At 58.3% G+C, this 26,307-nt stretch carries 17 protein-coding genes; 13 read left to right on the forward strand and 4 right to left on the reverse strand.

The window, feature by feature from the left end:
- Positions 1-84: 84 nt before the first annotated feature.
- The 3 genes from ACXAG1_RS03855 to ACXAG1_RS03865 all read left to right on the forward strand — a co-directional run bounded on the left by ACXAG1_RS03855 (position 85) and on the right by ACXAG1_RS03865 (position 3,018).
- Positions 85-1,860 (forward strand): acyl-CoA dehydrogenase C-terminal domain-containing protein, encoded by a 1,776-nt coding sequence (locus ACXAG1_RS03855; RefSeq protein WP_475118980.1) that lies wholly within the window; start codon positions 85-87, stop codon positions 1,858-1,860.
- A 216-nt stretch (positions 1,861-2,076) separates the two neighbouring features.
- A complete protein-coding gene (locus ACXAG1_RS03860; protein ID WP_475118981.1) occupies positions 2,077-2,316 on the forward strand; it encodes a DUF3094 family protein in 240 nt (79 codons plus the stop codon).
- A 33-nt stretch (positions 2,317-2,349) separates the two neighbouring features.
- Complete coding sequence (locus tag ACXAG1_RS03865) at positions 2,350-3,018, forward strand: nitroreductase family protein (RefSeq protein ID WP_475118982.1); 669 nt, start codon at positions 2,350-2,352, stop codon at positions 3,016-3,018.
- A gap of 13 nt (positions 3,019-3,031) precedes the next feature.
- On the opposite strand, the gene ACXAG1_RS03870 is transcribed toward ACXAG1_RS03865, so the two are convergent.
- Complete coding sequence (locus ACXAG1_RS03870) at positions 3,032-3,490, reverse strand: EVE domain-containing protein (protein ID WP_475118983.1); 459 nt, start codon at positions 3,488-3,490, stop codon at positions 3,032-3,034.
- A 147-nt stretch (positions 3,491-3,637) separates the two neighbouring features.
- Here ACXAG1_RS03870 and ACXAG1_RS03875 point away from each other — a divergent pair, with 147 nt between their 5' ends.
- From ACXAG1_RS03875 to ACXAG1_RS03900, 6 genes are all read left to right on the forward strand, one after another.
- Positions 3,638-4,726 (forward strand): sensor histidine kinase, encoded by a 1,089-nt coding sequence (locus tag ACXAG1_RS03875; protein ID WP_475091545.1) that lies wholly within the window; start codon positions 3,638-3,640, stop codon positions 4,724-4,726.
- A gap of 45 nt (positions 4,727-4,771) precedes the next feature.
- Positions 4,772-5,584, forward strand: a complete 813-nt coding sequence (locus tag ACXAG1_RS03880; RefSeq protein WP_475091546.1) for a LytR/AlgR family response regulator transcription factor — start codon at positions 4,772-4,774, stop codon at positions 5,582-5,584.
- Positions 5,585-5,894: 310 nt separating this feature from the next.
- A complete protein-coding gene (locus ACXAG1_RS03885) occupies positions 5,895-9,002 on the forward strand; it encodes an efflux RND transporter permease subunit (RefSeq protein WP_475118984.1) in 3,108 nt (1,035 codons plus the stop codon).
- Positions 8,999-10,168, forward strand: a complete 1,170-nt coding sequence (locus ACXAG1_RS03890) for an efflux RND transporter periplasmic adaptor subunit (RefSeq protein WP_475118985.1) — start codon at positions 8,999-9,001, stop codon at positions 10,166-10,168. Before ACXAG1_RS03885 ends, ACXAG1_RS03890 begins: the two co-directional genes overlap by 4 nt.
- Before the next feature lie 163 nt (positions 10,169-10,331).
- Positions 10,332-10,934: an HdeD family acid-resistance protein gene (locus ACXAG1_RS03895; protein WP_475091549.1), complete on the forward strand. Its 603-nt coding sequence runs from the start codon at positions 10,332-10,334 to the stop codon at positions 10,932-10,934.
- A 166-nt stretch (positions 10,935-11,100) separates the two neighbouring features.
- Positions 11,101-12,900: an aminotransferase-like domain-containing protein gene (locus tag ACXAG1_RS03900; RefSeq protein ID WP_475091550.1), complete on the forward strand. Its 1,800-nt coding sequence runs from the start codon at positions 11,101-11,103 to the stop codon at positions 12,898-12,900.
- A 12-nt stretch (positions 12,901-12,912) separates the two neighbouring features.
- Here ACXAG1_RS03900 and ACXAG1_RS03905 read toward each other — a convergent pair whose 3' ends face one another.
- Positions 12,913-14,160 carry an MFS transporter gene (locus ACXAG1_RS03905; protein WP_475118986.1) on the reverse strand — a complete coding sequence of 416 codons (1,248 nt, stop codon included), beginning with the start codon at positions 14,158-14,160 and terminating at the stop codon, positions 12,913-12,915.
- Between the two features lie 331 nt (positions 14,161-14,491).
- On the opposite strand from ACXAG1_RS03905, the gene ACXAG1_RS03910 reads away from it, so the two are divergent.
- The 3 genes from ACXAG1_RS03910 (at position 14,492) to ACXAG1_RS03920 (ending at position 19,477) form a co-directional block, all read left to right on the forward strand.
- Positions 14,492-15,346: a carbon-nitrogen hydrolase family protein gene (locus ACXAG1_RS03910; RefSeq protein ID WP_475091552.1), complete on the forward strand. Its 855-nt coding sequence runs from the start codon at positions 14,492-14,494 to the stop codon at positions 15,344-15,346.
- Positions 15,347-15,542: 196 nt separating this feature from the next.
- A complete protein-coding gene (locus ACXAG1_RS03915) occupies positions 15,543-17,921 on the forward strand; it encodes a TonB-dependent receptor (RefSeq protein ID WP_475118987.1) in 2,379 nt (792 codons plus the stop codon).
- 80 nt (positions 17,922-18,001) lie between these two features.
- Positions 18,002-19,477 carry a sulfotransferase family protein gene (locus ACXAG1_RS03920; RefSeq protein ID WP_475118988.1) on the forward strand — a complete coding sequence of 492 codons (1,476 nt, stop codon included), beginning with the start codon at positions 18,002-18,004 and terminating at the stop codon, positions 19,475-19,477.
- A gap of 71 nt (positions 19,478-19,548) precedes the next feature.
- Here the strand turns inward: ACXAG1_RS03920 and ACXAG1_RS03925 are convergent, their stop codons facing one another.
- Both ACXAG1_RS03925 and ACXAG1_RS03930 read right to left on the reverse strand, forming a co-directional pair.
- Positions 19,549-22,314, reverse strand: a complete 2,766-nt coding sequence (locus tag ACXAG1_RS03925) for a M1 family metallopeptidase (protein WP_475091555.1) — start codon at positions 22,312-22,314, stop codon at positions 19,549-19,551.
- A gap of 297 nt (positions 22,315-22,611) precedes the next feature.
- Complete coding sequence (locus tag ACXAG1_RS03930; protein WP_475118989.1) at positions 22,612-24,171, reverse strand: alpha/beta fold hydrolase; 1,560 nt, start codon at positions 24,169-24,171, stop codon at positions 22,612-22,614.
- Between the two features lie 415 nt (positions 24,172-24,586).
- On the opposite strand from ACXAG1_RS03930, the gene ACXAG1_RS03935 reads away from it, so the two are divergent.
- Complete coding sequence (locus tag ACXAG1_RS03935) at positions 24,587-26,167, forward strand: hypothetical protein (RefSeq protein ID WP_475118990.1); 1,581 nt, start codon at positions 24,587-24,589, stop codon at positions 26,165-26,167.
- The last annotated feature ends 140 nt before the right edge of the window (positions 26,168-26,307 follow it).

Here is a 26,307-nt window from a genome sequence, read left to right on the forward strand (position 1 = left end):
TGAAACAATTGATTGATCGTATTCACCGAGTTATCTGACCAGTCATTGCTGATCCACCAATAACCGATTCTGCGAGGCGAGACCATGGCCGATTACAAGGCGCCACTGCGCGAGATGAACTTCCTGCTGCACGAGGTATTCGAGGCGGACAAGCTGTGGGCGCGCCTGCCCGCACTGGCGGAAGCCGCCGACCGTGAAACCGCCGATGCCATCCTGGAAGAGATGGGCAAGCTGGCCGCCAATACCCTGGACCCGCTCAACCGCAGCGGTGACGAGGAAGGCTGTCACTGGAACGATGGTGTGGTCTCCACCCCGAAAGGCTTCCCGGAAGCCTACGCCACCTACTGCGAAGGCGGCTGGGGTGCGCTGGTGGGCAACCCGGAATTTGGTGGTATGGGCATGCCCAAGATGCTGGGCGCCCAGGTGGAAGAGATGCTGTGTTCGGCGAATATCTCCTTCGCGCTCTACCCGATTCTCACCAACGGCGCCTGCCTGGCCATCGACGCCCACGGCAGTGACGCGCTGAAAGAGAAATACCTGCCGAATATGTACGCGGGCACCTGGGCCGGCGCCATGGATCTGACCGAGCCTCACGCCGGTACCGACCTCGGCATTATCCGCACCAAGGCGGAGCCCCAGGACGACGGCAGCTATAGCATTACCGGTAGCAAGATCTTTATCACCGGCGGTGACCACGACCTGTCGGAAAACATCATCCATCTGGTGCTGGCCAAACTGCCGGACGCGCCCAAGGGCCCGAAAGGGATCTCTCTGTTCCTGGTGCCGAAGATTCTGGTGAACGAAGACGGCAGCCTGGGCGAGCGCAATGGCGTGAGCTGTGGCTCCATCGAGCACAAAATGGGCATCAAGGCGTCTGCCACCTGCGCAATGAACTTCGACGGTGCCAAGGGCTGGCTGGTCGGTGAGTTGAACAAGGGCCTCGCCGCCATGTTCACCATGATGAACTACGAGCGCCTGGGTGTGGGTATTCAGGGCCTGGGTGCTTCCGAGCGCTCCTATCAGAGTGCCATCGAATACGCCCGCGATCGCGTGCAGAGCCGCTCCCCGGAAGGCGCCAAGCAGCCGGAGAAGGCCGCCGACCCGATCATCGTGCACCCGGATGTGCGTCGCATGCTGCTGACCCAGAAGGCGTATATCGGCGGTGCTCGTGCTCTATCTACCTATGTGGCCAAGTGGCTGGATCTGTCCAAATACGGTGAAGGGGAAGAGAAGCAGCACGCGGAAGCCATGGTGGCGCTGCTGACTCCGGTGGCCAAGGCCTTCTTTACCGACAAGGGCCTGGACTGCACCGTGCTCGGCCAGCAGGTGTTCGGTGGCCACGGCTATATTCGCGAGTGGGGTCAGGAGCAGCTGGTGCGCGACGTGCGTATCACCCAGATCTACGAGGGTACCAACGGTATTCAGGCCCTGGACCTGATCGGCCGCAAGACCGTGGCCAACGGCGGCGCCTTCTTTGAACTGTTCGCCGCCGACGTGCAGCAGTTTATCGATGCCAATGCCGCGAACGATGCTCTCTCTGAATTCATCGTGCCGCTGGCCACTGAGCTGCAACGCCTGAAAGACGTGACTGCAGCGGTGATCGAAGCCGCCAAGACCGATCCCAACGCACCGGGTGCGGCCTCGGTGGAATACCTGCACCAGTTCGGCTTCGTCGCCTACGCGTTTATGTGGGCCAAGGTGGCCAGTGTGGCCGCGGGCCAGAGCGACGATTTCTACCGCAGTCAGATCAAGACCGCGCGCTTTTACTTCGCGCGCCTGCTGCCGCAGGCCAGGGCGCTGGCAGCGAGTGTGCTGGCCGGCAGTGAGACCCTGATGGATCTGGAAGAAGACTTGTTCTGACCCCGGTTGCTGGATGCCGGATGTTTTTGTCATGCCGGACTAGATCCGGTACCGGCATGACGAGTAGTCGGCGCAACCTGCTTTGCCTCGTCATCCCAAACTCGATCCGGGATCCAGGTCCTTCGGACGATCACAGCCCCGCACCCGCGGGGCTTTTTTCATTTCGGCGAATCTCCTAAACTCGGGTCATCAAAATAAAAAGATCCCGGGTTACCTATGTCTATTCCTGATTCGTCCAGTTCCGATTCGCCCACTCCAGACTCCGAAACCACCATCCCGCCGAAAAAACTCTCCGACGAAGACCAGGCCAAGGTCGATCGCTATCTGCAACGTGGCCACAACGATGTGGAGCGCAAGCCGTTCAGACCTTTCCTGCTGCTCGGTATTATCCTCGCCGTGCTGACAGTGTTGTCCCTGCTCAGCCTGTTTATCGCGCGGACCAAAGGCGTTGTGTGATTAGGGAGTATTTGTGATTAGGGGGTATGTGTGATGGCGGATTCCGAGAAATTTCTGCCGCTGGAATTTCAATGGTTCGATGACGAAACCAAAATCGCGCGTGCGCGTTCCTTCTACCAGTGGATGAAACAGCGCCGCTCGGTGCGCGATTTTTCAGACAAGCCAGTTCCCCGCGAAGTCATCGAGCAGGCGGTGCTGACCGCGGGCAGTGCCCCCAGTGGTGCCAATATGCAGCCCTGGCACTTTAGTGTGGTGGAATCGGCAGCCGTGAAAAAAGAGATACGCCTGGCGGCGGAGGCGGAAGAGCGGGAATTCTACGAGCGGCGCGCCTCGGAGGAGTGGCTGGATGCCCTGGCGCCACTGGGCACCGATGCACAGAAACCGTTTCTGGAAACTGCGCCCTACCTGATCGTGATTTTTCTGAAAAAGTTTTCCGAAGGGGATGCGGGAGAGCAGCGCAAAAATTACTACACGTCCGAATCGGTGGGCATTGCCACCGGCATGCTATTGGCCGCCCTGCACAATGCCGGCATCGCCACACTCACTCACACCCCGAGTCCGATGAAATTCCTGAACCAGATCCTCGGTCGTCCCAGTAACGAGCGCCCCTATATGATCGTGGTAGCGGGATTGCCGGAAGAGGGTGCGCAGGTACCGGCAATTGGCAAAAAGTCGCTGGCGGAAATAGCCGAATTCATCTGATGCGGGCGGAGGGTTAATTGCCCAGGGCTTCGATCAGTTGCCACTCCGCCGCCGTCACCGGCTGAATCGACAGCCGCCCCTGCTTTACCAGCACCATTTCCGCCAGCGCCGGGTTCTGCTTGATCTCTTTCAATGGCACCGGGCGTGCAAAGGCGCTCTGCCAGCGGATATCCACACAGAACCAGCGCGGTTTGTCCTCAGTTGCCTTGGGGTCGAAGTATTTACTCTCCGGGTCGAACTGCGCCGGGTCCGGGTAGGCGGTGCGCACTACGCGGGCGGTGCCAACGATGGCGGGCACCTTGCAGGCACTGTGATAGAAGAGCACGCCGTCGCCTTCTTCCACCTGGTCGCGCAGAAAATTACGCGCCTGATAGTTGCGGATACCGTCCCAGCGCCCTATTTGACCAGATTCGCTCTTCAGGTCATTAATGCTGTATTCATCCGGCTCCGACTTGAACAGCCAGTAGTTCATCGCACTGTTTCCTCGATCTGCCTTTGCCCGCCGCACTTTCTGCGGCAGTCCGTCCGATTGCTGCGTTTGGTGGTATTTCGCCCACGGCCCGCGTCATTTAGGCTATTTTCCCAGATTGGCGCCGTGCGTGCGCGTCTTTGGAGATTTATGGGTACTACCGTTTTCAACTGGCTGTCCGACTGGCTGGCGTCCGAGCGCAACCAGTACTGGGCGCTGCAATTCAGCGGCTGGGCAGGTTATACACTGCTGACCTTTATCGGCGGCTTCTTCTGGGTGGAGAGCCACTGGCTGTACACCGGCTATCTGGCGGTGGCGACGGCATCGGGCATCGCCCTGTCCGAGGGCATGCGCCGCGGTTTCCAGCGCTTGTGGGACAAGCCGCCGGCGACCCGCCTGATCGGTACCCTGGGTGTCATCATTGTCGCGGCTGCGCTGTGGGCGGCGATCAAGTTTGGCGGATCCCTGTGGCTCTACGGCAAGGAGAGCGATGACCACCCGATGGTGCTGGCGGTCTACTGGTTCTCCTACTCCTTCCTGATCTACATGACCTGGACCGCGCTCTACTACGGCATCAAGTACTACCAGACCTCCCTGCAACAGCAGGAGAAGGCACTGAAGGCGGAGTCCATCGCCCACCAGTCGCAGCTCAAGATGCTGCGCTACCAGCTCAATCCGCACTTCCTGTTCAATACCCTGAATGCCATCTCTACCCTGATCCTGGATCAGGATGGCAAGACCGCCAACAGCATGGTCACGCGGCTGTCCCAGTTCCTGCGCCACTCCCTGGATAATGACCCCATGCAGAAGGTGACCCTGGCGAAAGAGGTGGAAGCGTTGATGCTCTACCTGGACATTGAGAAGGTGCGCTTCGCCGATCGCCTGCAGATCAATGTGGACCTGGATGGCGATGCGCCGCGGGCGCTGGTGCCGAGTCTGCTGCTGCAACCGATTGTGGAAAACGCGATCAAATACGGTATCTCCCAGCGGGAGTGGGGCGGTGAGATTACGATCAAGGCGCGGGTGTTTGCCGGCGAACTGCTGATCGAAATCAGTGACAATGGCCCGGGGGTGCGCGAGCAGGATCTCGCCGGCCTGGGGCATGGTGCCGGTGTTGGCATCCGCAATACCTGTGAGCGTTTGCGTGCACTCTACGGCGTTGAGCAGAAGACCCGCTTCTGCAATCGCCCCGAAGGCGGGTTGGCAGTGCACCTGCGTATTCCCTTCGAACAGGAATAAACTCAAGCAGGGATAAAAAAAGGATTACCCGGAGAGAAGCGACCAGTGAGTAACGAAATCCTGAAAGTCATCATTGTGGACGATGAGCCCCTGGCCCGGCGCGGTCTGCGCCTGCGCCTGGAAAATTTGGGCGGTATCGAGGTGGTTGGCGAGTGCGGCAATGGCCGCGAGGCGCGCGAGCAGATTCTGGCGCTGAAGCCGGATGTCGCATTCCTGGATATCCAGATGCCGGGCGTCAGTGGCCTGGAGCTGGTGCAGTTGCTGCCGAAGGACGATATTCCACAGATCGTGTTTGTGACGGCCTACGATCAGTACGCGGTTGAGGCCTTCGAGGTCAACGCGGTGGACTATGTACTGAAGCCGATTGAGGAAGACCGGTTGGCGGTGGCGTTGCAGCGGGTGCGCGCGAAGCTGGGTAGCGAAAACCTGGTGGCGCAGCGCGAGCAGTTACTGGAGGCGGTGGCCGATCTGACCCAGGAATCGCCGGAGGCGCTGGAAGAAAAGCTGGCGGCTGGTGAGCTGGGTGGCAGTCGCTATCCGGACAAGATCGCGATCAAGGATTCGGGAAAAATTACCCTGGTGCCGGCGCGGGAAATCGACTGGATCGATGCCGCCGGTGACTATATGTGTGTGCACGCCAATGGCGAAACCCATGTGATGCGTATCACCATGAAGGAGCTGGAACAGCAGCTGGATCCGAAGGTATTTCAGCGTATTCATCGCTCGACCATCGTCAATTTAAAGCGGGTGCGGGAGATTTGCGCGCACATCAACGGCGAGTATCACCTGGTGCTGAATAACGGCGAGCGATTGAAGATGAGCCGCAGTTATAAGAATAAGGTTCAACATTTTATTTAGGCCTTGTGGTCCTATATTTTTCCATTCCGTGGCGGCAGAGTGCTGGGTATCTATTTTCAAAACCGCTGTGAACCCATCCCTGGGCGCTGCGGCGCAAACTTCCTGTTTGCGACGCTTTTGAAAATAGATACCCAGCACTCTGCCTTCGCATCAAGGTATTGCACTTCGTAAGTCGATCGTCCTGAATCCTCTCCAGCTCGGCTGCATTTTATTTCTCTCTATCGCAACGCGATTGTTTTCCTTTCCCCTGCAGTTAACCTTCCATCAACAAGAATTTTTATAAAAACCAAACGTTGATGGGGTCGCGAGCATGTCGCTCACCAATACCGCGCTGAAAAACCCTGCAGCCACGGCGGTCGCCGTGGTGCTTGCCGTGCTGCTGGGTGCGTTTCTCGCCAGCAAGCTGCCGGTGCAATTGTTTCCCGATATCGAAAATCCGCAGATCACCATTCAGGCCGGGTGGCGCGCGGCTTCACCAAAAGAGGTGGAGGCGGAAATTGTTGAGCCGATCGAGTCGGTGCTGCAGGGAGTGACCGGGCTGGAGATGATGCAGGTGAATGCCGGCCGTGGCGGTGCCTGGGTGAACCTCGAGTTTGCCATGGGCACGGATATGGACAAGGTGCTGATCGATGTGATCAGTCGCATGAGCAGTCTGCCGCCACTGCCGCGGGATGCGGAGCCGCCGCGGGTGATGCTGGGTGGCTGGGGTGGCAATACATCGCCGCTGACCTATTTCTTTTTGCAGCTGCTGCCGGGCAATCCGAACACCATGCGCGAGTACACCGGCTTGATCGAGGATGTGTTGCGCCCGGAGCTGGAGGCGGTGCCGGGGGTGGCGAGTGTGGAGGCGCAGAATGGCGTGGCCGCGCGGGAAGAGCTACAGGTGGTGTTTGATCCGTGGAAGGCGGCGGAGCTGGGGATTCAGTTGCCACTGGTGACTCAGCAGCTGGCGTCGGCGCGGGATGTTTCCGGTGGTTTTACCGATGTGGGGCGTCGCCGCTATACCCTGCGTTTCGCCGGGGAATACCGCCCGGATGAACTCGCGCAACTGGTGCTGGAATGGCGCGATGGCCAGGCGGTACGCCTCGGGGATATCGCCAGTGTGCAGGTGGCGCCGTCGGAGTCCAATGGTACCGCCACGCAGAACGGCAACCCGGCGGTTTCCATCCGTATTAATCGCGCCAACGGTGCCAATATGCTGGCGACCCTGGAGCGGGTAAAGGCGCGGGTGGCGGAGCTGAACAACACCATGCTGGCGGATCAGAAGCTGGTGCTGGTGCAATCCTTCGATGCATCGATCTTTGTTTACCGCGCGCTGAGTTTACTCGGTGGCAACCTGCTACTGGGCATGTTGCTGGCGGTGGGGGTGCTGTGGTGGTTTATGCGGCGTATGCGCGCCACCCTGATTGTGGCGGCGGCGATCCCGATTTCCCTGCTTGCCACGTTTGTGGTGCTGTCTGCGGCGGGGCGCAGTGTGAACGTGATTTCGCTGGCGGGGCTCGCGTTCGCGACCGGTATGGTGCTGGACGCTGCCATCGTGGTGCTGGAAAACATTATTCGCCTGCGGGAAAAGGGTAAGAGTCCCGATGAGGCATCCGAGCAGGGCGCCGGGCAGGTGTGGGGCGCGTTGCTGGCGAGCACCGCGACCACCGTGGCCATTTTCCTGCCGGTGTTTTTCCTCAACAGTGTGGAAGGACAGATATTCGGCGATCTCGCGCTCACCATTGCGGTAGCGGTGGTGTTCTCACTGCTGGTTGCGGTCGCGGTGGTGCCGGTCGCGGCAAAACTCTGGTTGCCAGAAGTATCTGCGCGCGATCGCCTCGCGCCATTGTGGGAAAAAATCAGTAGCCGGGTGATGCGACTTACCGCCACCACCGCGCGGCGCTGGCGAGTGATCGGTCTGTTTCTGGTGCTGCCGCTGGCCGCGACCTGGCTGCTGTTACCCAAGCTCGACTATCTGCCGCCGGTAAAACGGGATGCGGTGGACGTGTGGCTGAATTTCCCTGCGGCCACCAACAATAAAACCATCGCCAAAGAAGTGGTGGCAGAAATCGACCGGCGTATGGGCCCGTATATGCGCGGCGAAAAAGAGCCGGCGTTGAAAAACTATTACATCCTCACCTGGCCCAATGGCGGCACCATGGGCGTGCGGGTGAAAGACATGAGCAAGGCTGCGGATATGGAGCGTATCCTGCGCCAGGAAGTGCTCAAGGATATTCCGGACTTCCAGGGCTTTGCCGCGCGCGGCAATTTGTTTGGTCAGTTCGGCGGCGATCGCCAGATCGAGCTGCACCTGCAATCCAAAGATGCGGAGGGCTTGATGAAGGCCGCCGCAGCCGGCGTGGAGATTTTCGGTGAGCAGATGCCCGGGGTGCCGGTACAGCCGAACCCGGGCCTGGCGCTGGCAGAGCCGGAGCTCACCGTGCACCCGGACGATCGCGCCATCTACGAGCAGGGGTGGAACCGTCAGGATATGGGCAGCCTGATTCGCGCGCTGGGTAACGGCCTGTATGTGGGCGAATACTTCAACGGTGAAAAACGATTGGATGTCATTTTCAAGGCGCAGGAGTGGAGTACCCCGGAGCAGCTGGAAAATACACCGCTGGTTACTCCCCGTGGCCAGATTACTTCGCTGTCGCAACTGGCCAGCGTTGAGCGCACCGTGGGGCCGGGCAGTCTTCGCCGGGTGGACGGGCGCCGCACCATCAGCTTGCGCATCGTGCCGCCGGATGATGTTTCCCTGGAGGAAGTGCGCGCACAGATCGAGGCGGACATACTACCGAAACTCCAGGCCGCGATGCCCGCCGACGGCAGTATTCTGGTGGGCGGCAATGCCAGTGATCTGGATAACGCGATCAAATCCCTTTCACAGAATTTCGTACTGGCACTGGTGATCCTGTTCCTGTTGATGAGCGCGCTGTTCCGCTCGCTGAAAGATGCGGCGCTGGTTTTACTGACGGTGCCACTGGCGACGGTGGGCGGTGTGCTGGCGCTGCGGTTGATTAACCTTTTCGGCTTCCAGCCGCTGGACCTGCTGACCATGATCGGCTTTGTGATCCTGCTCGGCCTGGTGGTGAACAACGCGATCCTGCTGGTACACCAGACCCGCGCCGCGGAGCTGGAAGGGCTCAATCGCACATCTGCGGTGGAGCAGGCCCTGAAGCTGCGCCTGCGGCCGATTTTTATGAGCACGTTGACCAGTGTATTTGGCATGTTGCCGCTGCTGGTGGCACCCGGGGAAGGCAGCGTGATTTATCGCGGGCTGGCGGCGGTGATTGTCGGCGGTATGGCGGTGAGCACCCTGTTTACCCTGATCTTGCTGCCCGCCCTGTTGCAAACCGGCAATGTTGTTCTGCCCGGTGTTCGACAAATTCAACAAAACCTCCGCGCGTCCGGCGCAGGGAGTGACTCACAATGAAAACGACCAGAACAGTAGTCAAAAAAGCGAACAAGCGATTTTCCACCTGGCTCAGCGCAGCGCTGATTGTCGGCAGTTTCTTTGCCTTGCCCTCTCTCGCGCAGGGACCCCAGGAAGGCGTTGCGGTTTCCACCAGCCGCGCACAGTTGCGCGATCTCTCGCCCAGTCAGTGGGCCGCCGGGCGTGTGGTGAGCCGGCGGGATATTCGCGTGTCCTCGCAGCTGGACGGCCTGCTGGAATATGTCGCCGAGCCGGGTACACGGGTAAAGCAGGGCCAGCGCCTTGCGGAGCTGGAGGCCACTCCGTGGAGACTGCAGCTGCGCGATGCACAAAGCCAGATCAAACAACTGCAGGCGCGCCTGACCTATATGGATGCGCAGCTGAGTCGTCTGCAATCCCTGGCTGAACGCAACAGCACGTCGCGCGCGGCGCTGGAAGAACAGCAGGCGGAGCGAGAAGCGCTGGCGCAGCAATTGGCCGCGGCAGAAATCGCCCGCGACCGCAGCCAGTACGAACTGGGAAAAACCCGTATCAATGCGCCCTTCGACACCCTGGTGGTCAGCCGTGAACTGCAGGCCGGTGAATACGTACGCACCGGTGAAGAACTGATGCGCGCGCTGGACATGGGCCAGCTGGAAGTGGAAGCGGATATTCCCCTCGGGGCACTGCCACTGCTGCAACAGGGCGACTCCCTGACCCTGCGCAGCGACCTGCTGGGCAACCGCGCGCAACGCGAGTCCGCCGCTGCAGTGGTGCAGGGGCAGGTGCGGCAACTGGTGCCGGTCGCCGATACCGGCTCCCGCCGGGTGAAATTACTGGTCAGTTTGCCGACAGAAGTGGCCGCCGGGTGGATAGCCGGTTTGCCGGTGCAGGTCGCCGTTCCCCTGCGTGCGGCAGAGCAGACCATCGCCATTCCCCGTGACGCCCTGATCCTGCGCGATGGCAATGCCTACGTATTCCGCGTGGATGACGAGGGCAAGGCGCAGCGTCTCGCGGTCACCACCGGCAGTGGCGACGGCGACTGGATCGCGATCACCGGCGATGTGCGCGATGGCGACCAGGTCATTGTGCGCGGTGCCGAGCGACTGCAGCCGGGACAGGCGGTAAAGGTTCTGCGTGAAATAGCGGTAGGCGAAGAGCCGAACAGCAGCGCAGCTACCCTCTAGGTTTTTCCTGGGTAGGTTTCTTCTGGGTAGTCTTCTACTGGGCAGGCATCTGCCCTGATGCCCACCTCTGCGGAAAATTAATCTCGTTTTCTGGGGTAGGGGAGACTAAAACTCCGGCTAGACGGTGATCCTGTGTCGGGACACCTAAGGTCAGGAGGCGCCCATGGCACCAGAAAGCGAATCTCAGGTATCCCTTTCAACCCGCCCGCTACTGCGCGCCATGGCCGAGAACTGGTGGGTGGCGCTGGTGCGCGGCCTGTTTGCCATCGTGTTCGGTGTGCTCACCTTTGTCTGGCCGGGCATATCCCTGCTCAGCCTGGTACTTCTTTTCGGCATCTACACCTTGATCGACGGTGTGGTAGCGCTGTACGGCGCGGTCAAGGGGCGTGGTCAGGTGGAGCGCTCTTCACTGTGGTGGCTGCTGTTTGTGGGAATTACCGGTATCGCCGCAGGTATCGTTACCTTCGTTTATCCACAGGTGACCGCGCTGGTGCTGGTGATCTTTATCGGTGCCTGGGCGCTGGTGCGGGGTATTTTTGAAATCATTGGCGCTGTTCGTCTGCGCAAGGAAATCGATCACGAGTGGCTGCTGATCTTCGCCGGGCTACTGTCGGTTATCTTTGGTCTTGTGTTGTTGCTGAAGCCCGGCGCTGGCGCACTGGCCCTGCTGTGGCTGATCGGCAGTTACGCGATTGTGTTCGGATTCATTCTGGTGTGGCTGGCATTCCGGCTGAAAAAGTTGGCACGCAATACGCATGCTGGCTGAGCGCACGGAATAAAGCCTGAGCGCAATCGTCCGCTAACAGGGCGTCCCCGGTACAGGGGGCACCCGTCTGTGCCGGGTCGCACTGTGCTTGAAACTGGACGGGGCGCCGTGCAAACTGCGATCAATCTCAAGGGCACCAGGCCAATACAAATATAACGAGCCGTTCATGAGCGAAGCACTGATCGTTCTCGATCCCGCTGCGGATAAAAGTCTGCAGCAGCAAATCCGTGAAAAACTGATCCAGGGTATTCTTTCTGGCAGTATTCCCGCGGGCCATAAAATGCCTTCGTCGCGCCGTATGGCCGAGCAGCTCGGCGTCGCCCGCAATACCGTGGTGCTCGCCTATCAGCAACTGGTGGATGACGGGTTTCTGGTGACCCGAGAGCGCAGTGGCTTTTTCGTCAGTGAGACCGTGTCGCAGCAGGGTGTTATCAGCCACAATGCCGGCGAGCCACAAAGGGACGAGGACGATCGGCAGTTCTGGCGCGCCCACTGCAACCCTGTATCTGTCAGTCGTCGCGCCCTGCAGAATCGTCCCGCCAACTGGTTGCAGTATCCCTATCCGTTTGTCAGCAATGAATATGATCCGCGGCTGTACCCCAGTGCGGAGTGGCGGGAGTGCACACGGGATATTTTTACCGCGCGGGAAGTCGCGCAGTGGGCAACCCTTGGCAATAACGAGGACGATCGGCACCTGGTGGAGCAGATCTGTACCCGGCTACTGCCGCGCCGCGGTATTTACGTGGACCCGGGCCAGATACTGCTGACCAGTGGTATGGAGCAGGCCTGCTATCTGCTGGGTGAATTACTGCTGGGAAATCAGCGAAAGCTTGCACTGGTGCGGCCCGCCGGTGGCGAAACCGGGGAGATATTCCGGCGCTCCGGCGCGCAAATTTTACCGCTCACACAAGATGCGGACGGGCCACTGCTGGATGACAATTGCAAAGCGGCCCACTGCATTTACCTGCAGCCCAACGTGCACAATCCCACCGCGGTGACCACCAGTCTGGAGCGACGCCGGCTGCTGTTAAGGCAGGCGCGGGAGCAGCAGGCCGTGGTTATCGAAAACGACTGCGACCACGATTTCTGCTACCACGGGAATCCGTTGCCGCCGTTGAAAAGTATGGAAGGCGGTAGTTCGGTTATCTATCTCTATCAGTTTCCAAAGATCATCGACCCCGGGATGCAGCTCGCATTTGTGGTTGCCCCGAAGCCGGTGATTCAGCGCCTGCGCGCACTGCGCTACACCCTGCGCGAACGGGTACCGGCACTCAATCAGCGCTTGCTGGCCAAATTTGTCGCGGCCGGTCACCTCGACGCAGCGCTATTTAAGATCACTCAGCAATTGAAGGACCGGTGGACCGCTCTGGGCGAAGCCCTGATGTACCACCTGCCCAAGTTGAAAGTCCGCCGCGCCAGCTGCGGCACCGCCTGTTGGCTGGAGTTGCCCTCCCATGTGGATGGCGCCCAGCTGCAAATCAGTGCTGAACAGAACGGATTATTGCTGGAAACAGTGGGGGATGGCAGCGCCGTGCGACTCGGCTTTTCTGCGATTGATGCAGACAAGATTGAGGGAGGTGTGCGGGTCCTGGCGCAATTGATCAACGGCAAATTGCAGGCGGAAGAAGAGACACTGGATGTGGCTTCTGGCCGACGCCTTAGCGCGGAAGATTTGCAGCGGGAGATGCCCGGGGCCATATTCCTCGGTACCAACACCCTGGGCGAGTCCTACCGCATCGAGTTGAAGCCGGACGGCACTATGCTCGGCTATTCCCGTAACGATGTGGAGATGGACGAGACCGACACCGGACGCTGGTGGCTCGACGGCGACCAGTGGGTGCGCCAGTGGCGCACCTGGTCCTACGGCCGCAAGGCAAGTTTCTACGTGGTGACCGATGGCCACCGCATCAAGTGGTTCAATGAAACCGGCAAACTGATTGATGCGGCGATTATTGCAAACGAGTAAATTGAACGCGCGTTAATTCGATGAGGCGCGATCGAGTCGCGCCGCGGCGGGCACCGCAACCAGGCAAATAGCCAGTACCACAACGGTAACAAGGATCAGCTGGGTATAGCTGCCTCCGCCGGTAATGAAGTAGCCCGCAAACAGTGGTCCACAGGCCAGCCCCAGCTTCGACGCGAAGCCACCAAACGCACCCATCTGCCCGGCACTGTCAAAGCGCGAAGCCATGGTCAGGAAATAGGGGACACAGAAAGCCCAGGTAATTCCGGTGACCACATTGGCCAGAATAAACAGCGGGCGAATATCACTGAATACGAACAGCAGCAGGCCCAGCAGAGTAATGATCAGTGCCGCGGCCAGGGGTTTGGCCAGTGGGTATTTCTGCCCGGTCACCGCCGCCAGCGCGGCGCCACCAATGGCGATCAGGTTTGCCCAGAACAGGGTCTGGCTAATAAAGCCCAGGGGCAACTCAAAGGTTTTGCCCAGGTCGAAAATGAAAGCGAACAGCGCCATATTTGCGAACTGGAAGCAGAACAGCGCAATCAGGGTGATGATGATGGGTGCCAGAGGCAGCGGCGCTGCGTTTTCTGCGTGTGCGCGACTCTCCTCTTCCGTTGGCAGCGGGTAGTCGGCAATCAGCGGCAGCATCAGCAGGGTGAGTGCGCTGAAGGTAATCAGCGCAAAGAAGGGCACGTAGGTGCCGTGCTCCACAACCAGCGCTGGCAGGAAACCGACCCCGATGGCCCCGCCGGTGTATTGCACCAGCAGCACCATGCTGTAACTGCGCCCGGCAATACCACTGCGGGCAATGACCGCAAAGCCCAGTCCCACCAGGGCACCACCGAGAATCCCGTGCACCAGTCGCAATGGAATCAGCAGGTCCAGGTTGGCCAGCTGAATGGTCAGCACATCCATGCCGATGGAGCAGCACAGCAGAATGGCTGCGGCTCGCTTCCAGCGCGGGATATGCCGGATCAGCCAGGAAACCGTGAAAGCACCGATCACCGCGCCCATGGTGTTGGCGAATGTGATCTGCCCCGCCTGCTCGGCGCTCAGCCCGGCACCCGCCATCAACGCGTCAACGATGACCGGAAAGATGTTTACATAGTAGAGGCCCGCGGAAGACAGGAACGCGAGAAAGATGCTCGCAATCCAGCCATTGCTGACCAAAAGACTATTTTTTCCGGCATTTTCGGGAATTTTATTTCCGGAATAGCCTGATTCAGGGGCGTCTGTCGCTGCAGACTGGACAGGATTTTTCATTGGTACTCCGGCGCTTTGGAAGAGCTTGTTATCTGTCTTATCGATTGAACCGACGTCCATTCAAGAAAAGTCGCGGTCGGTTCCTGTGCCGGACCAAAGCTAACTTATTACAGCTCGCGTAATAGTGCCAGATCCCCCCAATGATTAGGTCCAAATCCCGTATTCCGCCACCCACTCCCCGGTTGGACTCATGCCTGTTGCCCATCTGGCCCTATAGCTGAGTGCTGCTCTGGGCCAGTATTAATCCAGCTGGCCAAGGTCTACCCCGGATTGCACCGGAAAGGCTGCGGCAACAACAAAAATCAATAATCCAGAATCAGGAACCGGTGTGATGAGTAGCAACCGCAGGTCTTTTGGCATAGCAGCACTGCAATTGAAACTGGATGAAGCAGACAATCTCGAGCTGCTTCTGCAGAAAATCCAGCGCACCAAACTGCGCTACCCCTGGGTCAAGATGATCGTATTGAGCGAACTGGCCCTGCGCGGAGTCGGCGCACAACACGCCCGCGAGCTGCCCTCCGCCGAAGAGGACGCGTTTTGTCGCACCGCTCGGGAACTGGGCATCTGGTTGATCCCGGGGTCCATGTACGAAAAATGTGGCAGCGCGGTATTTAACACCACGCCGGTCATCAATCCCGCGGGGGAAGTGATCGCCCGCTATCGCAAGATATACCCCTTCCTGCCGTACGAAAAAGGCGTTACCGCCGGTGACCAGTTCGTCGTATTCGATGTGCCCGAGGTGGGTCGCTTCGGTGTCTCCATCTGCTACGACATGTGGTTCCCGGAAACTACCCGCGCCATGGCCTGGATGGGGGCAGAAGTCATTATTCACCCCACCAAGACTGACACCATCGACCGCAAAGACGAACTCTCCATGGTCCGCGCCAGCGCAGTGATGAACCAGTGTTATGTGGTCGACGTGAACGGTGCCGGCGAGCAGGGCAACGGCCGCTCGATTATCGTGGGCCCAGAAGGGGATACTCTCCACGAGGCCTCAATCGAGGAGGAAGTTGTTGCTTTGTACCTTGATGTGGAAAAAGTTACTCAGGTGCGCGAGCGCGGTATGAAAGGTCTGGGCCAGACCCTGAAGAGCTTCCGCGACGGCAAAGTGCGCTATCCGCAGTACGAGCAGGGAGCGGTATCCCCTGCGCTGGAGCAGCTCGGCGAGCTGAAAGTGCCGGAGTAAGACTGGCTAGACAAAAGTTCATTTCTCACAGGATGGCTTTTTATCACCATAACAAACTGGACCAGTCGTTGTAGACTAACTGGCACTAGGTATAGGCCAGGGTCCAGTTATACAAAAGAATCACAACAAAAAGCCGGCGCAGTTTGGCCAGCGGCGAAAATTCAAAATAAGAGATCCAAACCTAGCAGAGGGCATCATGAAACAACCAATCAAGCAGGGTTTCAGCAAAACTACATTGGCAACCGCAGTCGCGGCAGTATCTGCCGGGGCGCTGTTCAGCGTGCCGCAGATGTCGCTCGCACAAACGGAAAATGAAGGGCCGATTGAAGAAATTATTGTAACGGCAACCAGCCGTGAAGCTTCAATGCAGGATATCCCCTACAACATCTCTGCGGTTTCTGGGGATGCAGTGGCATCTGCCCAGATCACTGATCAGGCGGAGTTGATGCGCAATATTCCCGGTGTCGCTGTTGTGGACCGGGGCAGCCGCAACTCTGGTGTAATCAATGGCGTGATGATTCGTGGTCTCAACGTCGATGGTTCTGCGCTGGGTGACTATGCGCTGTCGGCATCCCCTACCGTTTCCACTTACATCAATAGCACTCCGGTATACGCAAACTTTATCCTTAAAGATCTGGAGCGCGTGGAAGTACTGCGTGGTCCGCAGGGCACCCTTTATGGCTCTGGCTCACTTGGCGGCACCGTACGATATATCACTCGCAAACCCAGTACTGAGGGTGCAGAGGTAAATCTCAATTCGGGTGTGTCATCTACTGCCGGTTCGGAAGGCTTGAATTACTACAGCGATGCAGTCATCAATTTGCCGTTGTCAGATAGTTTCGCGGTGCGAGCGGCTGCGGGCTTTGTCGATGGCGCCGGTGTGGTTGATTACGTCAATGTATATCAGCTGGACGGCGAAGGTTTGCCGACAGCTCCGAATGGCGTACTTTCTCCGGATGCAGAATTCCGCACCGTAGAGGATGCGGATACTGTCGATATCAAATATGTGAAGGTGGCGGCTCTGTGGCAGCCTACGGACAATATTGAAGCAGTATTGACCCACATGATGCAGGAAGACGACATCGGTGGTCGTCGCCAGCAGACACTGGGGACCGATGGTTTCGGCAACCCGTACGATGACTATGAGAACGGCTCTATTCAACTTGAGCCCTCCAGCCGCGAAGCTGATATGACTTCTCTGGAAGTCGATATTGACCTCGGGTTTGCTACGCTGACCTCAGCGACTTCTCAGTACGATCATGCTGGCGAATCCATTTCTGAGAATACCGGCTTTTACGCGCAGTTGGGTTGGATCGGTGGTTTCTACTACAACCACACGCGCCCAATGGCTCAGGCCGCGCGCCAGTATGAGGACAGTGCCTTTATCCAAGAAGTGCGACTGGTTTCCCAGGCCACCGATAACTTCGACTGGACCGTCGGTGTTTTCCATATTAATCAGGATACTGCGGGTGCACAGCAGAGTTACCTGCGCGGATTCGACCGCTGGGCAGAAGCTGCATGGGGTATCGATGTCGTTGCATCTGACCAGGACTGGGATTACGACCGCCAGGACAACTTTACCGAAAATGCTGTTTACGGTGAAACTACCTGGCACCTCGATCGCCTGCACTTCACCCTGGGTGCTCGTTACTTTGACAACGAGTATGAGTCCGACGTGTTTATGGATCTGCCTCTGTATGGCTCGGGTGTATTAGGTGACGTGGTCAACGAGAATCGTAGCACCGCGGACTCCGGGACCTTGTTCAAAGGTAACGTGTCTTACGATATCAGTGAAGACACCATGGCCTACGCGACCGTTTCCGAAGGCTACCGTCGCGGTGGTAATAATGCCGTCCCGCTGTCGGGTAATTTCGCAGAAAGTGATGCCTGGCTCGATTATGACTCCGATTCGGTCTTGAACACCGAAATCGGTATCAAAGGCACTTTGGGTTCTGCGCGCTATACCCTGGCCGCGTTCATGGTTGACTGGGATGATGTACAGATCAACACGTCCACCCTCAACGGTTTCTACGTGGTTGCCAACGGTGAGAGCGCCAGTACCAGCGGTATCGAATTTGAGCTGCAGGGAAGCCTGACCGATAACCTGTCTTATGGCCTCGGCTATGCTTATGTCAACGCGGAGCTGGATGAAGATCTGATCTCCCCAGTTGGAGGGCTCATCGCCGGTGCTGGCACACGCTTGCCGGGTACTCCGGAGCACACCTTGACTTCGGCGCTCGACTACAGTGCACCGATTGGCAATGGCGGTCTCAATCTGATTGCTCGCCTGGCCGGTTACTATCAGTCTTCGACTACTAACGCAGCCAGTGAAAGCCCGCGCTTTGCTGCGGAACTGGATGGCTTCGCGATTGTGGACGGGCACATCGGGCTGGCTGGAGACTGGTGGACCGCGACACTGTTTGCCAAAAACCTGACCAATGAAGCGGGAACCACTGGTGTATTCAAAGAAGAGTACATGGGAACCGACCCATCTCAGAACTATTTTGGCAATGGTTCTAAAGAGTTTCTCGCACTGCCTCGCACCATTGGCGCCAATCTGCGCTTGGTATTCTAAGCGCGGGTTTCGTGTGACGTCATTGTTGCTGATATGATTTAGGGGCGCTTAGCGCCCCTTTTTTTACGCGGGGAAAAATTTTGCTCACCGACAACGATTCCGTAATAGAGGCAATCAAGCAGGCCAATCAGCACCTGCTGAAAAACCAGTTCGCACAAGCACTCGCAGAGTTACTTGGCGCACGGCAGAAATGGCCCGATGCCATCACTCTTTTCCCCCACACTATCCGGTGCCTGATGTTCTCTGGCGAGCATGCCCAGGCGGCGGAGTTGTTGACTGAGTACCGGTTGCGTGCGGTTGGTAGTCGCCGCCAACTGGCTGAGTGTGCCCAACTGATGACCCAGTGCCAGAAAATTCCCGAAGGTGTCGAAATTTATCGTGAGCTGGCGGCAAGTGGGGACAGGGATGCTCGCTATAATCTGGCTGCGAACCTTGTTGCGGTAGGAAAAATTGCGGAGGCCGATTCTATTCTGCGGTCATTGGTAGAGCAATTTCCTGATGACGGGCAAGCACAGCAGGTGTTAAGCGGACTTGCTAAAGCAAGTCGCAACAAAAACAGTGTGGAACGGATTCTGGCAACATTATCCCGTTCGAACTTGCGGGCTTCGGAGAGGGTTCAGTTCCTTTTTGCTCTGGGTAAAGAATTGGAAGACTTGGGAGAGTACACCGAGGCTTTTTCCAGTTTTCAAAAGGGAGCGCAGATCCGCCGTCAAGGTATGCAATACAGTGTCGAAGGTGATGTGCGCGCATTGGAACTGATTGGTGACCAGCACGGCCAGCTTCCCGCGATGGGTGGTGCGGATAAAATTGATCCGGATCTCGATGGCTCGAAAATGGTATTTGTTTGTGGTTTACCGCGTTCCGGAACCACTTTGGTTGATCGTATACTTTCCAGCCATAGCGATTGCACCAGTCTGGGAGAAATCACTGATTTTCCTATGTCACTGATGGCGAGCGCCGGAAAGAAACTGAGTAAGGAAGCCCTAATTCGGGAAACTGTCGGGTGGTCCCCAGAGACAATAGCCAGGGGCTACCTAAATCGGATAAATAATTATCCGGTTAGTCGCACAAAAGTGATCGACAAAACACCGCTTAATTTTCTATATGCAGGCCTGATTGCGAGATCCATGCCGGCGGCGACTACGATCTGGATGGAGCGCCATCCGCTGGATTCCTGTTTCGGCATGTTTAAAACATTGTTTCAGATGGGATACCCATTTTCATACGACCTGGAAGAATTGGGGCGTTACTATGTCGCGTATTGGAAGCTTAAGTTGCGCTGGCAGGACTCGCTCTCTGGCCAGGTCATCTTCCAGCGGTATGAAGATCTTGTGAGTCATTTCGACCGCGATGCGAAGGCGCTTGTTAGCGGAGCCGGGTTGAGCTGGCAGGAAGCTTGTGGTCAATTCCATAAAAACCAAAGTGCCGTGGCCACAGCGAGTTCAGCACAGGTTCGCTCTCCGTTGTATAAAACGGCTTTGGCGCGCTGGCGAAATTACGAATCGGAGCTTGCGCCGCTAGCTGAGAAATTCGAGCGCGCAGGGATTCCTGTCTAGCACCGTGCCCCAAAAAAAATGGCAGCTTTCGCTGCCATTTTTTTTGGGGAGCGGAGTGAGCCCGCAAGGCTCTATTTTAAGCCCTCGACGAGGGATTGCCCCTTTTCCTTCAATGCCAAACAAAGGTTGATTCCTTCCTCCGTCTGCGCCAGTGCTCGCTCATACCCGGGAACCAGTTTTTGCTGCTGGGTAAACAGCAGCTGTATTTGTTTCAAGTACTGATGGTCGCAGAAATTTGCCCCGAAGCGCGGAGTGTTGCGCCGCCACTGCTCCGGGATTTTTGCTACCACTTTGGCAAAGTTGTCCCGCAGCCATTGCCAGTTCTGGGTCTGGAGCTCCGGTTCGATCAGGGCATTCTGGATCAGCCCAAACGCTTCCCGTGCGCCCATATCGTCACTGAGCGCCAGCTGGTGAATGGTGTCCAACTGGGATGGATCGATGACCCGGCCCATGGCATTGGCGCTGGCATTTTCGAACAGGGGGTCGTCCAGTTCACTGCGCACTTTAATCAGATGGGCGAGAAAATCCTTGCCGGAATCCTGGATGGCCACGGTAAGTGCGCTCTCGTACAGGTCGGAATCCAGTGCGGTGGGGTCGCGCTCGCTGTTGAAGCCGGTAAATTGTTCGGCCTGCTGTTGCAGTTGTTCGCGGGTGTCCTGGTCTTTGCCTTCCAGCGCGAGGAAGCCGAGCAGGCGGCTGCGCAGCAGTTTGCTTTCCGAGTCCGTATTGCCGGCGAGGTCCTGTGCTTTTTTACCGTACTGTTCTTTCAGGAATGCCTGCCAGCTGGCTGCATTGGCATCTTCGATATAGTGGTCGGCATACTTGGTCAGGTAACCCAGAGGTGCTTCCACAACCTGGCGTTTGTCTGAGGTGGCCGACAGGCGCACCACTTCCAGCAGGGTGTCTGGCTTGAGTTTGCCGCTTTCGAACGCGGCGAAGGCACTGTCGATCAGTGACAGGCGCTCGGTAGGATTGAGGTTGTCGAACTCACCGAGCAGGGCCTGCCAGTACTTTTCATCCATGTTGAAGCGGTAGTAGCCGCTACCGTTCACGTTGGGCATGACCCACTTGGGGCAGGCACCGCCGGAAACGGCGATCTCCTGCTGACTGTCACTGAGGAATTCGCACTGGGCAACGCCGGTGTTGGTGCGCATGCAGAATGGAATACTCCACTGCTGGCCGGTCTCAGAAATCGGGGAGCCGAGCGGTTTGTAGCGCTGCTGCTGAACAATTACCGAGGCTTCACCATCGGTATTGCAGTTCATGGTCAGTGACAGCAGCGGCACGCCTTTCTGTTCCACAAAGGTACGGAAGGTTTCGGTGAGCTGCGGGCTTTCGGTTTCATCACCGATGACTTTGTAAAAGTCCGGTGAATCGGCCACGCCGTCGGCAAACTTTTCTATATAGCGTCCCAGTGCCGGTCGGAAGGTATCGGCTCCAAAATATTCATCCACCATGTGGATAACACCGAGGCTTTTGGAGTAGGTGATGGCGTCGTAGGCGTTGCGGATATTGTTGTTGTCGGTGATCGGCTCGCGGATGGCGCGGGTGCTGGCGAGGGAATCCAGCTTCATCGCACTGATGGCGCGTACCGCGGCGTTCAGGTCGTGGCCGCCGTCCGGTTCCATGATGGTGAGTGCCAGAGGCGTGCCCCAGGTGGCGAAGCCCTCTTTCAGCCACAGGTCGTCCCACCAGGGCGGGGTGACCAGGTTGCCGAACCACATATGCGCAATTTCGTGGGCGTGTACGCCGAGCAGCGCCAGGCGCAGGCCGGGGGCGGGTTCGTCACCTTCCACCAGAATACGCTGTTCGCGATAGGTGATGGCAGCGGACAGTTCGGTAGCGCCACTGGGCCACTGGGGCGCGGCAATAATGTCGAGCTTGCGGAAGGGGTAGGGGCGCTGGAGTTGCTCCTCAAAAATACGCAGCATTTCCGGGGTTTTATCCAGCACGTACGCCATATCCTTGCCGCGACCTTTGCGGGCGAAGCCGCGCAAGGGCAGCGGCTCCTTGCGGTATTTGTTGGCGGGAATGTCCGGGCGCTCGACCACGTCGAAGGGACCCACGGCGAGGGACAGCAAATAGGTGGGCATGGGGCGGGTCTGGGCGAAGGTGACCTTTTCCATGCCGTTACCCGCGTCTACACGTTCGGTTTCGGGGCCGTTGCTGATGGCTTTGTAGCCCTTCGGAATGGTGAGGCTGATGTCGTAGGTGGCTTTGAGGCCGGGTTCATCGAAGCCGGGCAGGAAGCGGCGGGCCTGGATGGATTCGGATTTAGCCAGTGCGTAGGCATCGCCTTTTTCTTCGACCTTGAACAGGCCGGCGAGGTTTTTATCGAACGGGGCGCTGTATTTGGTGCGCAGGGTGATTTTGCCGGCGGGTATGCCACCGGCGAAGTCCACGCGTACCACGCCGCTGTCGAGCATCTGGCGGTAGTGGGCGGCGACTTCTTTTTCTTTCTCATTGCCCTGCGCGGGCACGATGGCTTTGATATCGGCGACGTCGATGTTGTTGCCGTGCATCCAGATGTGGTCGGTGGCCTTGTCCACTTCTATGTCAATTTCCACCTGGCCGTTGAAGGTGGCCTGGCGGGGATCGAGGGTGAGGTCGAGGCGATAGGCGGTGGGGCGGACGCCGTCGGGGAGCTTGCCGGCGGGCGGTTGTTCTTCGACGCTGGGTTTGGCCTCAGCGTTTTTTGTCTCCACTGTCTGCTCGCTGGCGGTGGTTTCCTGTGTCGCGTTTTCCCGGTTGGGGTCGCTGGTGGTTTTGTTGTCAGTTCCGCAGGCGGTGAGCAGTATCAGTCCGGCAAGCAGGGCCGGAAGAGTAAGAATTCGCATGGTAAATCTTTGCTTTGGAATGGTTGGTTCGCGGGTTGTCCTTATTGTAGCGGGTTGGGGCGGTTGGTTTGCAGGGTGGGGGGACAGGTTGAGCCTGGTGCTAGCTCAGTGGCACGGTTCCTTGGTGCTTCGTAGTGCGCATCGTGGCGGCCAGGCGCCGGGTATTGGTTTTCAAAACCGCTGTGAATACATCCCTGTACGCTGCGTCGGCGACGTCCATGTCGCCGACGCTTTTGAAAACCAATCCCCGGCACCCGGCCTTCGCTTGTTACTTTGGTGCTTTATTCGCGCGGCGGATTACAAATGCGGAATCGTCAGCACCGACTGCCGGCTGCTGCGATAGGGCACCTCAATTTCATAGTTTGTATCTTCCGGCTTTTGATAAATCGCGCCCTCGGTATCAATCGCGAGGGTCACCACATGTCCGGGGGGCACGTCGTAGGCGGTGGTGAAGAGTTCCATGGAGATCTTTTGCGCCTTGCCGACCTGTGCGTTGTGCAGGGTGAGTGGGGCGTGGGTGATGAGGCGGCCGAGGCCGAGGGGGCCGGTGTCGTAGAGGTGTACCTGCAGTTGCACTTCGGGCTTGCTGGGTTTTATCCACAGTTCGAGGCTTGGGGTGCCGCGGATTTTGAAGGTGCTCCAGTGTACCGGTGAGTTGTATTCGATGGCGTAGTAGCCGTTGATGCCGGTCATGGCGGTGTACACGGGGATGCCGAAGCCCTCTAAAGCGTCGGAGACGACGGGGATGCCGGTGCCGGCTTTGGTGTCTGAGCCGCCGTGGAAGTCGTTGCTCCAGCCCCAGCCGCTGTAGGGGCGGGTTTTCATGCTGGCGTTGTTGAAGTAGCTGAACCTGGGGTGCAGGTGGTAGCGGGTGGTTTTGTCGGTTACCGGGAAGTCGTCGAACTGCTCGAGTCTGTTGCTGATGCGCACGGTCATGTCCACTTTGGGCTCGTGATCAATGCCGTTGGGTTGGTCTTTAAGGTAGCGGTCGAACCAGCGGAAGGTGGTGGCCCAGATGTGGCCGTTGTTGCCGCCAAGGGTTTCGGTGACGGCGTGGGTGCCGGGGTTTAACAGCAGTTTCTTGGGGCCGTCCAGCAGGCTGTAGAGCTGGGTCATGCTGTTGGGTTTGAACAGGTAGTCCGCGAAGTTGTTGGACATAAGCACGGCGGTGCCGTTGCTGTTGAGTTCCGGCACGTAGGAGAGCGCGGAGCGGGGGGCGGCGAACGCCTTTACGCCGTCGATGTTCTCTGTGGCGCGGAGGTTGGCCCAGATGGTGTCCACTTCCGGGTCGAGGTTGAAGGCGGTGGTGGTGAGGATGGTGCCCCAGACCAGGTTGACGGTGTTGCCGGGGTAGAGTCCTTCGATCACGTCGGACCAGCCGGAAAGTGCCGCTACCGCATCCACGCGCGGATCCTGGGCGGCGGTGATCAGGGAGATGCCGGCGCCGTAGGAGATGCCGGCCATACCCAGTTTGCCCACCGGGTAGTTGGCTTCCAGCCAGTCGATCAGCACGCCGGCATCGCGGATGGAATTGCTGCCGGCCACATCGACCAGTCCTCCGGAGGTACCGAAGCCGCGTGTGGAGTAGCTCATCACCAGGTAGCCGTTGTCGGCGAGCTCGGCGGCCTGCAGCAGGTACTGGTGCTTGTCGAGCATCCAGCTGTTGGTGAACAGCACGGTGGGGTAGCCCCCAGCGGGGGCGGGGGTATCGGGGACGAACAGATTGGCGTCCAGTTCTGTGCCATCGAAGGTGGTGATATCCAGGTCGGCAATAAAGGTAGGGGCCGCCTCGGGGGCCGGGGTGAATGCGGTGCACAGGGCACCGGCCAGCAGTGCCGGCAGGGCGAGTGTTTTCATGCTCTTCTCTCTGTATTTATTTCTTTTGTTACAGCGTCATCGCTCCGGCCTGGGCCCCGCTATCTGTAGAGACCGCTGGCGCCATAGGGATCACTGGACCGACCGGAAACTGGAGTCTATGAGGGTGACCCGGGTTGAGAAGCGTTAATTTTTGTGACTGTGAATTACTTATCGGTCAGTGGCGCGCACCTATACGTAGAACTTCAGGGTCAGATTGTGACCACGGGCGACCGAGTGGTCTGTGACCCGCTTATACTCAGGATGAATTACAGGTTCTCGTTTAAGATTGTTCTTTTTTTAAACAGTGAAAACAGGTATTGTGGATTTTCGCGCAACATCGTTCAAAAAGTGAATAGTTGCTTCCTTCTGAGAAGATCTAGCGAAAACTCCGGGTGGTCAGAATATGTTTTCACGAATGCTCGCATACTTGGTCGTTTTTTCCGGTGCATGGCTGTTTACCAGCGATGTAATGGCGAACAACCTGGCGAAAGACACCTGGTACGAAATTGACAGCGCTAACTTTAAGATCGTCACCAACGGTGAGCCGGGCTCCGTGCGCCGTCTGGCGGAGGATCTGGAACGGTACCGCTCGGTGGCGCTGGATCTGCTCGGCGCCAAAGACGATGGCGCCAAGCTGACCATCTACGCCGCCGCTGACCGCGAGAGTTACGCCGGACTGGTGGGTGAAGACCTCTCCGAGCTGACTAACGGCCTGTTCGATACCACCGCCGAGGGCAGCTACGCCCTGGTGAACCTGGATGGCCGCACCGGTGAGCGCCAGCTGGAAGCCCGGGAGTTCCTGTTTCACGAGTACACCCACTTCCTGAGCTACAACGGCACCACCACTCACTATCCCTACTGGTATAGCGAGGGCTTCGCCGAGTTCATGTCCACCATGACCTTTGGCCCGGGTAATACCTACGATATCGGCGCCATTCCCGGCGAGCGCGCCATGACCCTGCTGTACACCGCACCGGTGCCCCTGCAGGAACTACTGCGCGCTACCGTGTACAACACGCCGGATGAAGAGAAAGGCCGCGTGTATGCCAGTGGCTGGATGCTGGCCCACTGGATCGTGATGGAAAGTGGCAAGACCGAGCAGTTCAAACAGTTCGTTGTGGATTACAACAACGGTGCAGACCCGGTCGAGGCGTTGACGAAAAACCTCGGTATGTCCATCGGTGAGATCGAAGATATCTACAACGAGAAGTTTCAGGATGGCCGCTTCAAGCTGGCGCGCGGCAAGGTACCGGCGAGCTTCAAGCCGGTGCGTCCCAAACTGACGGTGCTCAGCGGGCAGGAAACGGTGGTGGAGCTGGCGCGCTTCCTGGTGAAGTCCGGCTATAACCCCCACGGTATCCACGACCTGGTGGAGTACGCCGAGCGCGCGAACCTCTACTCGCCAGAGTTGACCGCGGTGCGCGCCGACTCGGCGACCCGCGAGGGTGATTTTGACCAGGCTGCACGTCTGCTGGCCCAGGTAGCCCCTTCGGATCGCGAACACTTCTGGTACCAGAAGGCCCAGGCCTGGTTGTGGCTGAATCGCGAGATCAGCACCCTGGGCGGCGATCGCAGCAAGGAAATGCTGAAAGGTGCCCGGGACAAGTTCGTCAAGCTGGTCAACAACCAGTCCAGTGAAGCGATGAACTGGTACGGCCTGGCGATCACCATGCAGATGATGGGGTACCCGAAAAAGCAGTATGTGGAAATGCTCGAGCAGGCTTACCTGCGCGCGCCCCGCGAGCTGCATATCGCCCAGTGGATGGCCCAGGAGCTCTATGATCGCAAAGACGCGGAGTACTTCGCCGAGGTGGCCCAGCCGCTGATGCTGGAGCTTACCAATGAGGCCGAGTACAACCAGATGAAGATGATGCTGGCAGAGCTGAAGCCCTCGACCGCGGACAAGAGCAAGGCCCAGAGCCAGATTCAGGGCAAAGCGTCGGTAAAGGACAAAACAACTACCGGTGCAAGTGGTGCCACCAAGGCGACCCCGTGATCTGATTGCTCTCTGGCAAACGTCCTTAACCGGGTACCCGATAGAAGCGTCGTGCAATTGCCGCTACTATCGGTCCCGGTTTTTTCGTTTGACCACTCTGTCGCTGCTGGCGGCGGAACTATAAGAATAATTTGCAGGGG

Source organism: Microbulbifer sp. ABE4_465 (genome assembly GCF_056160765.1).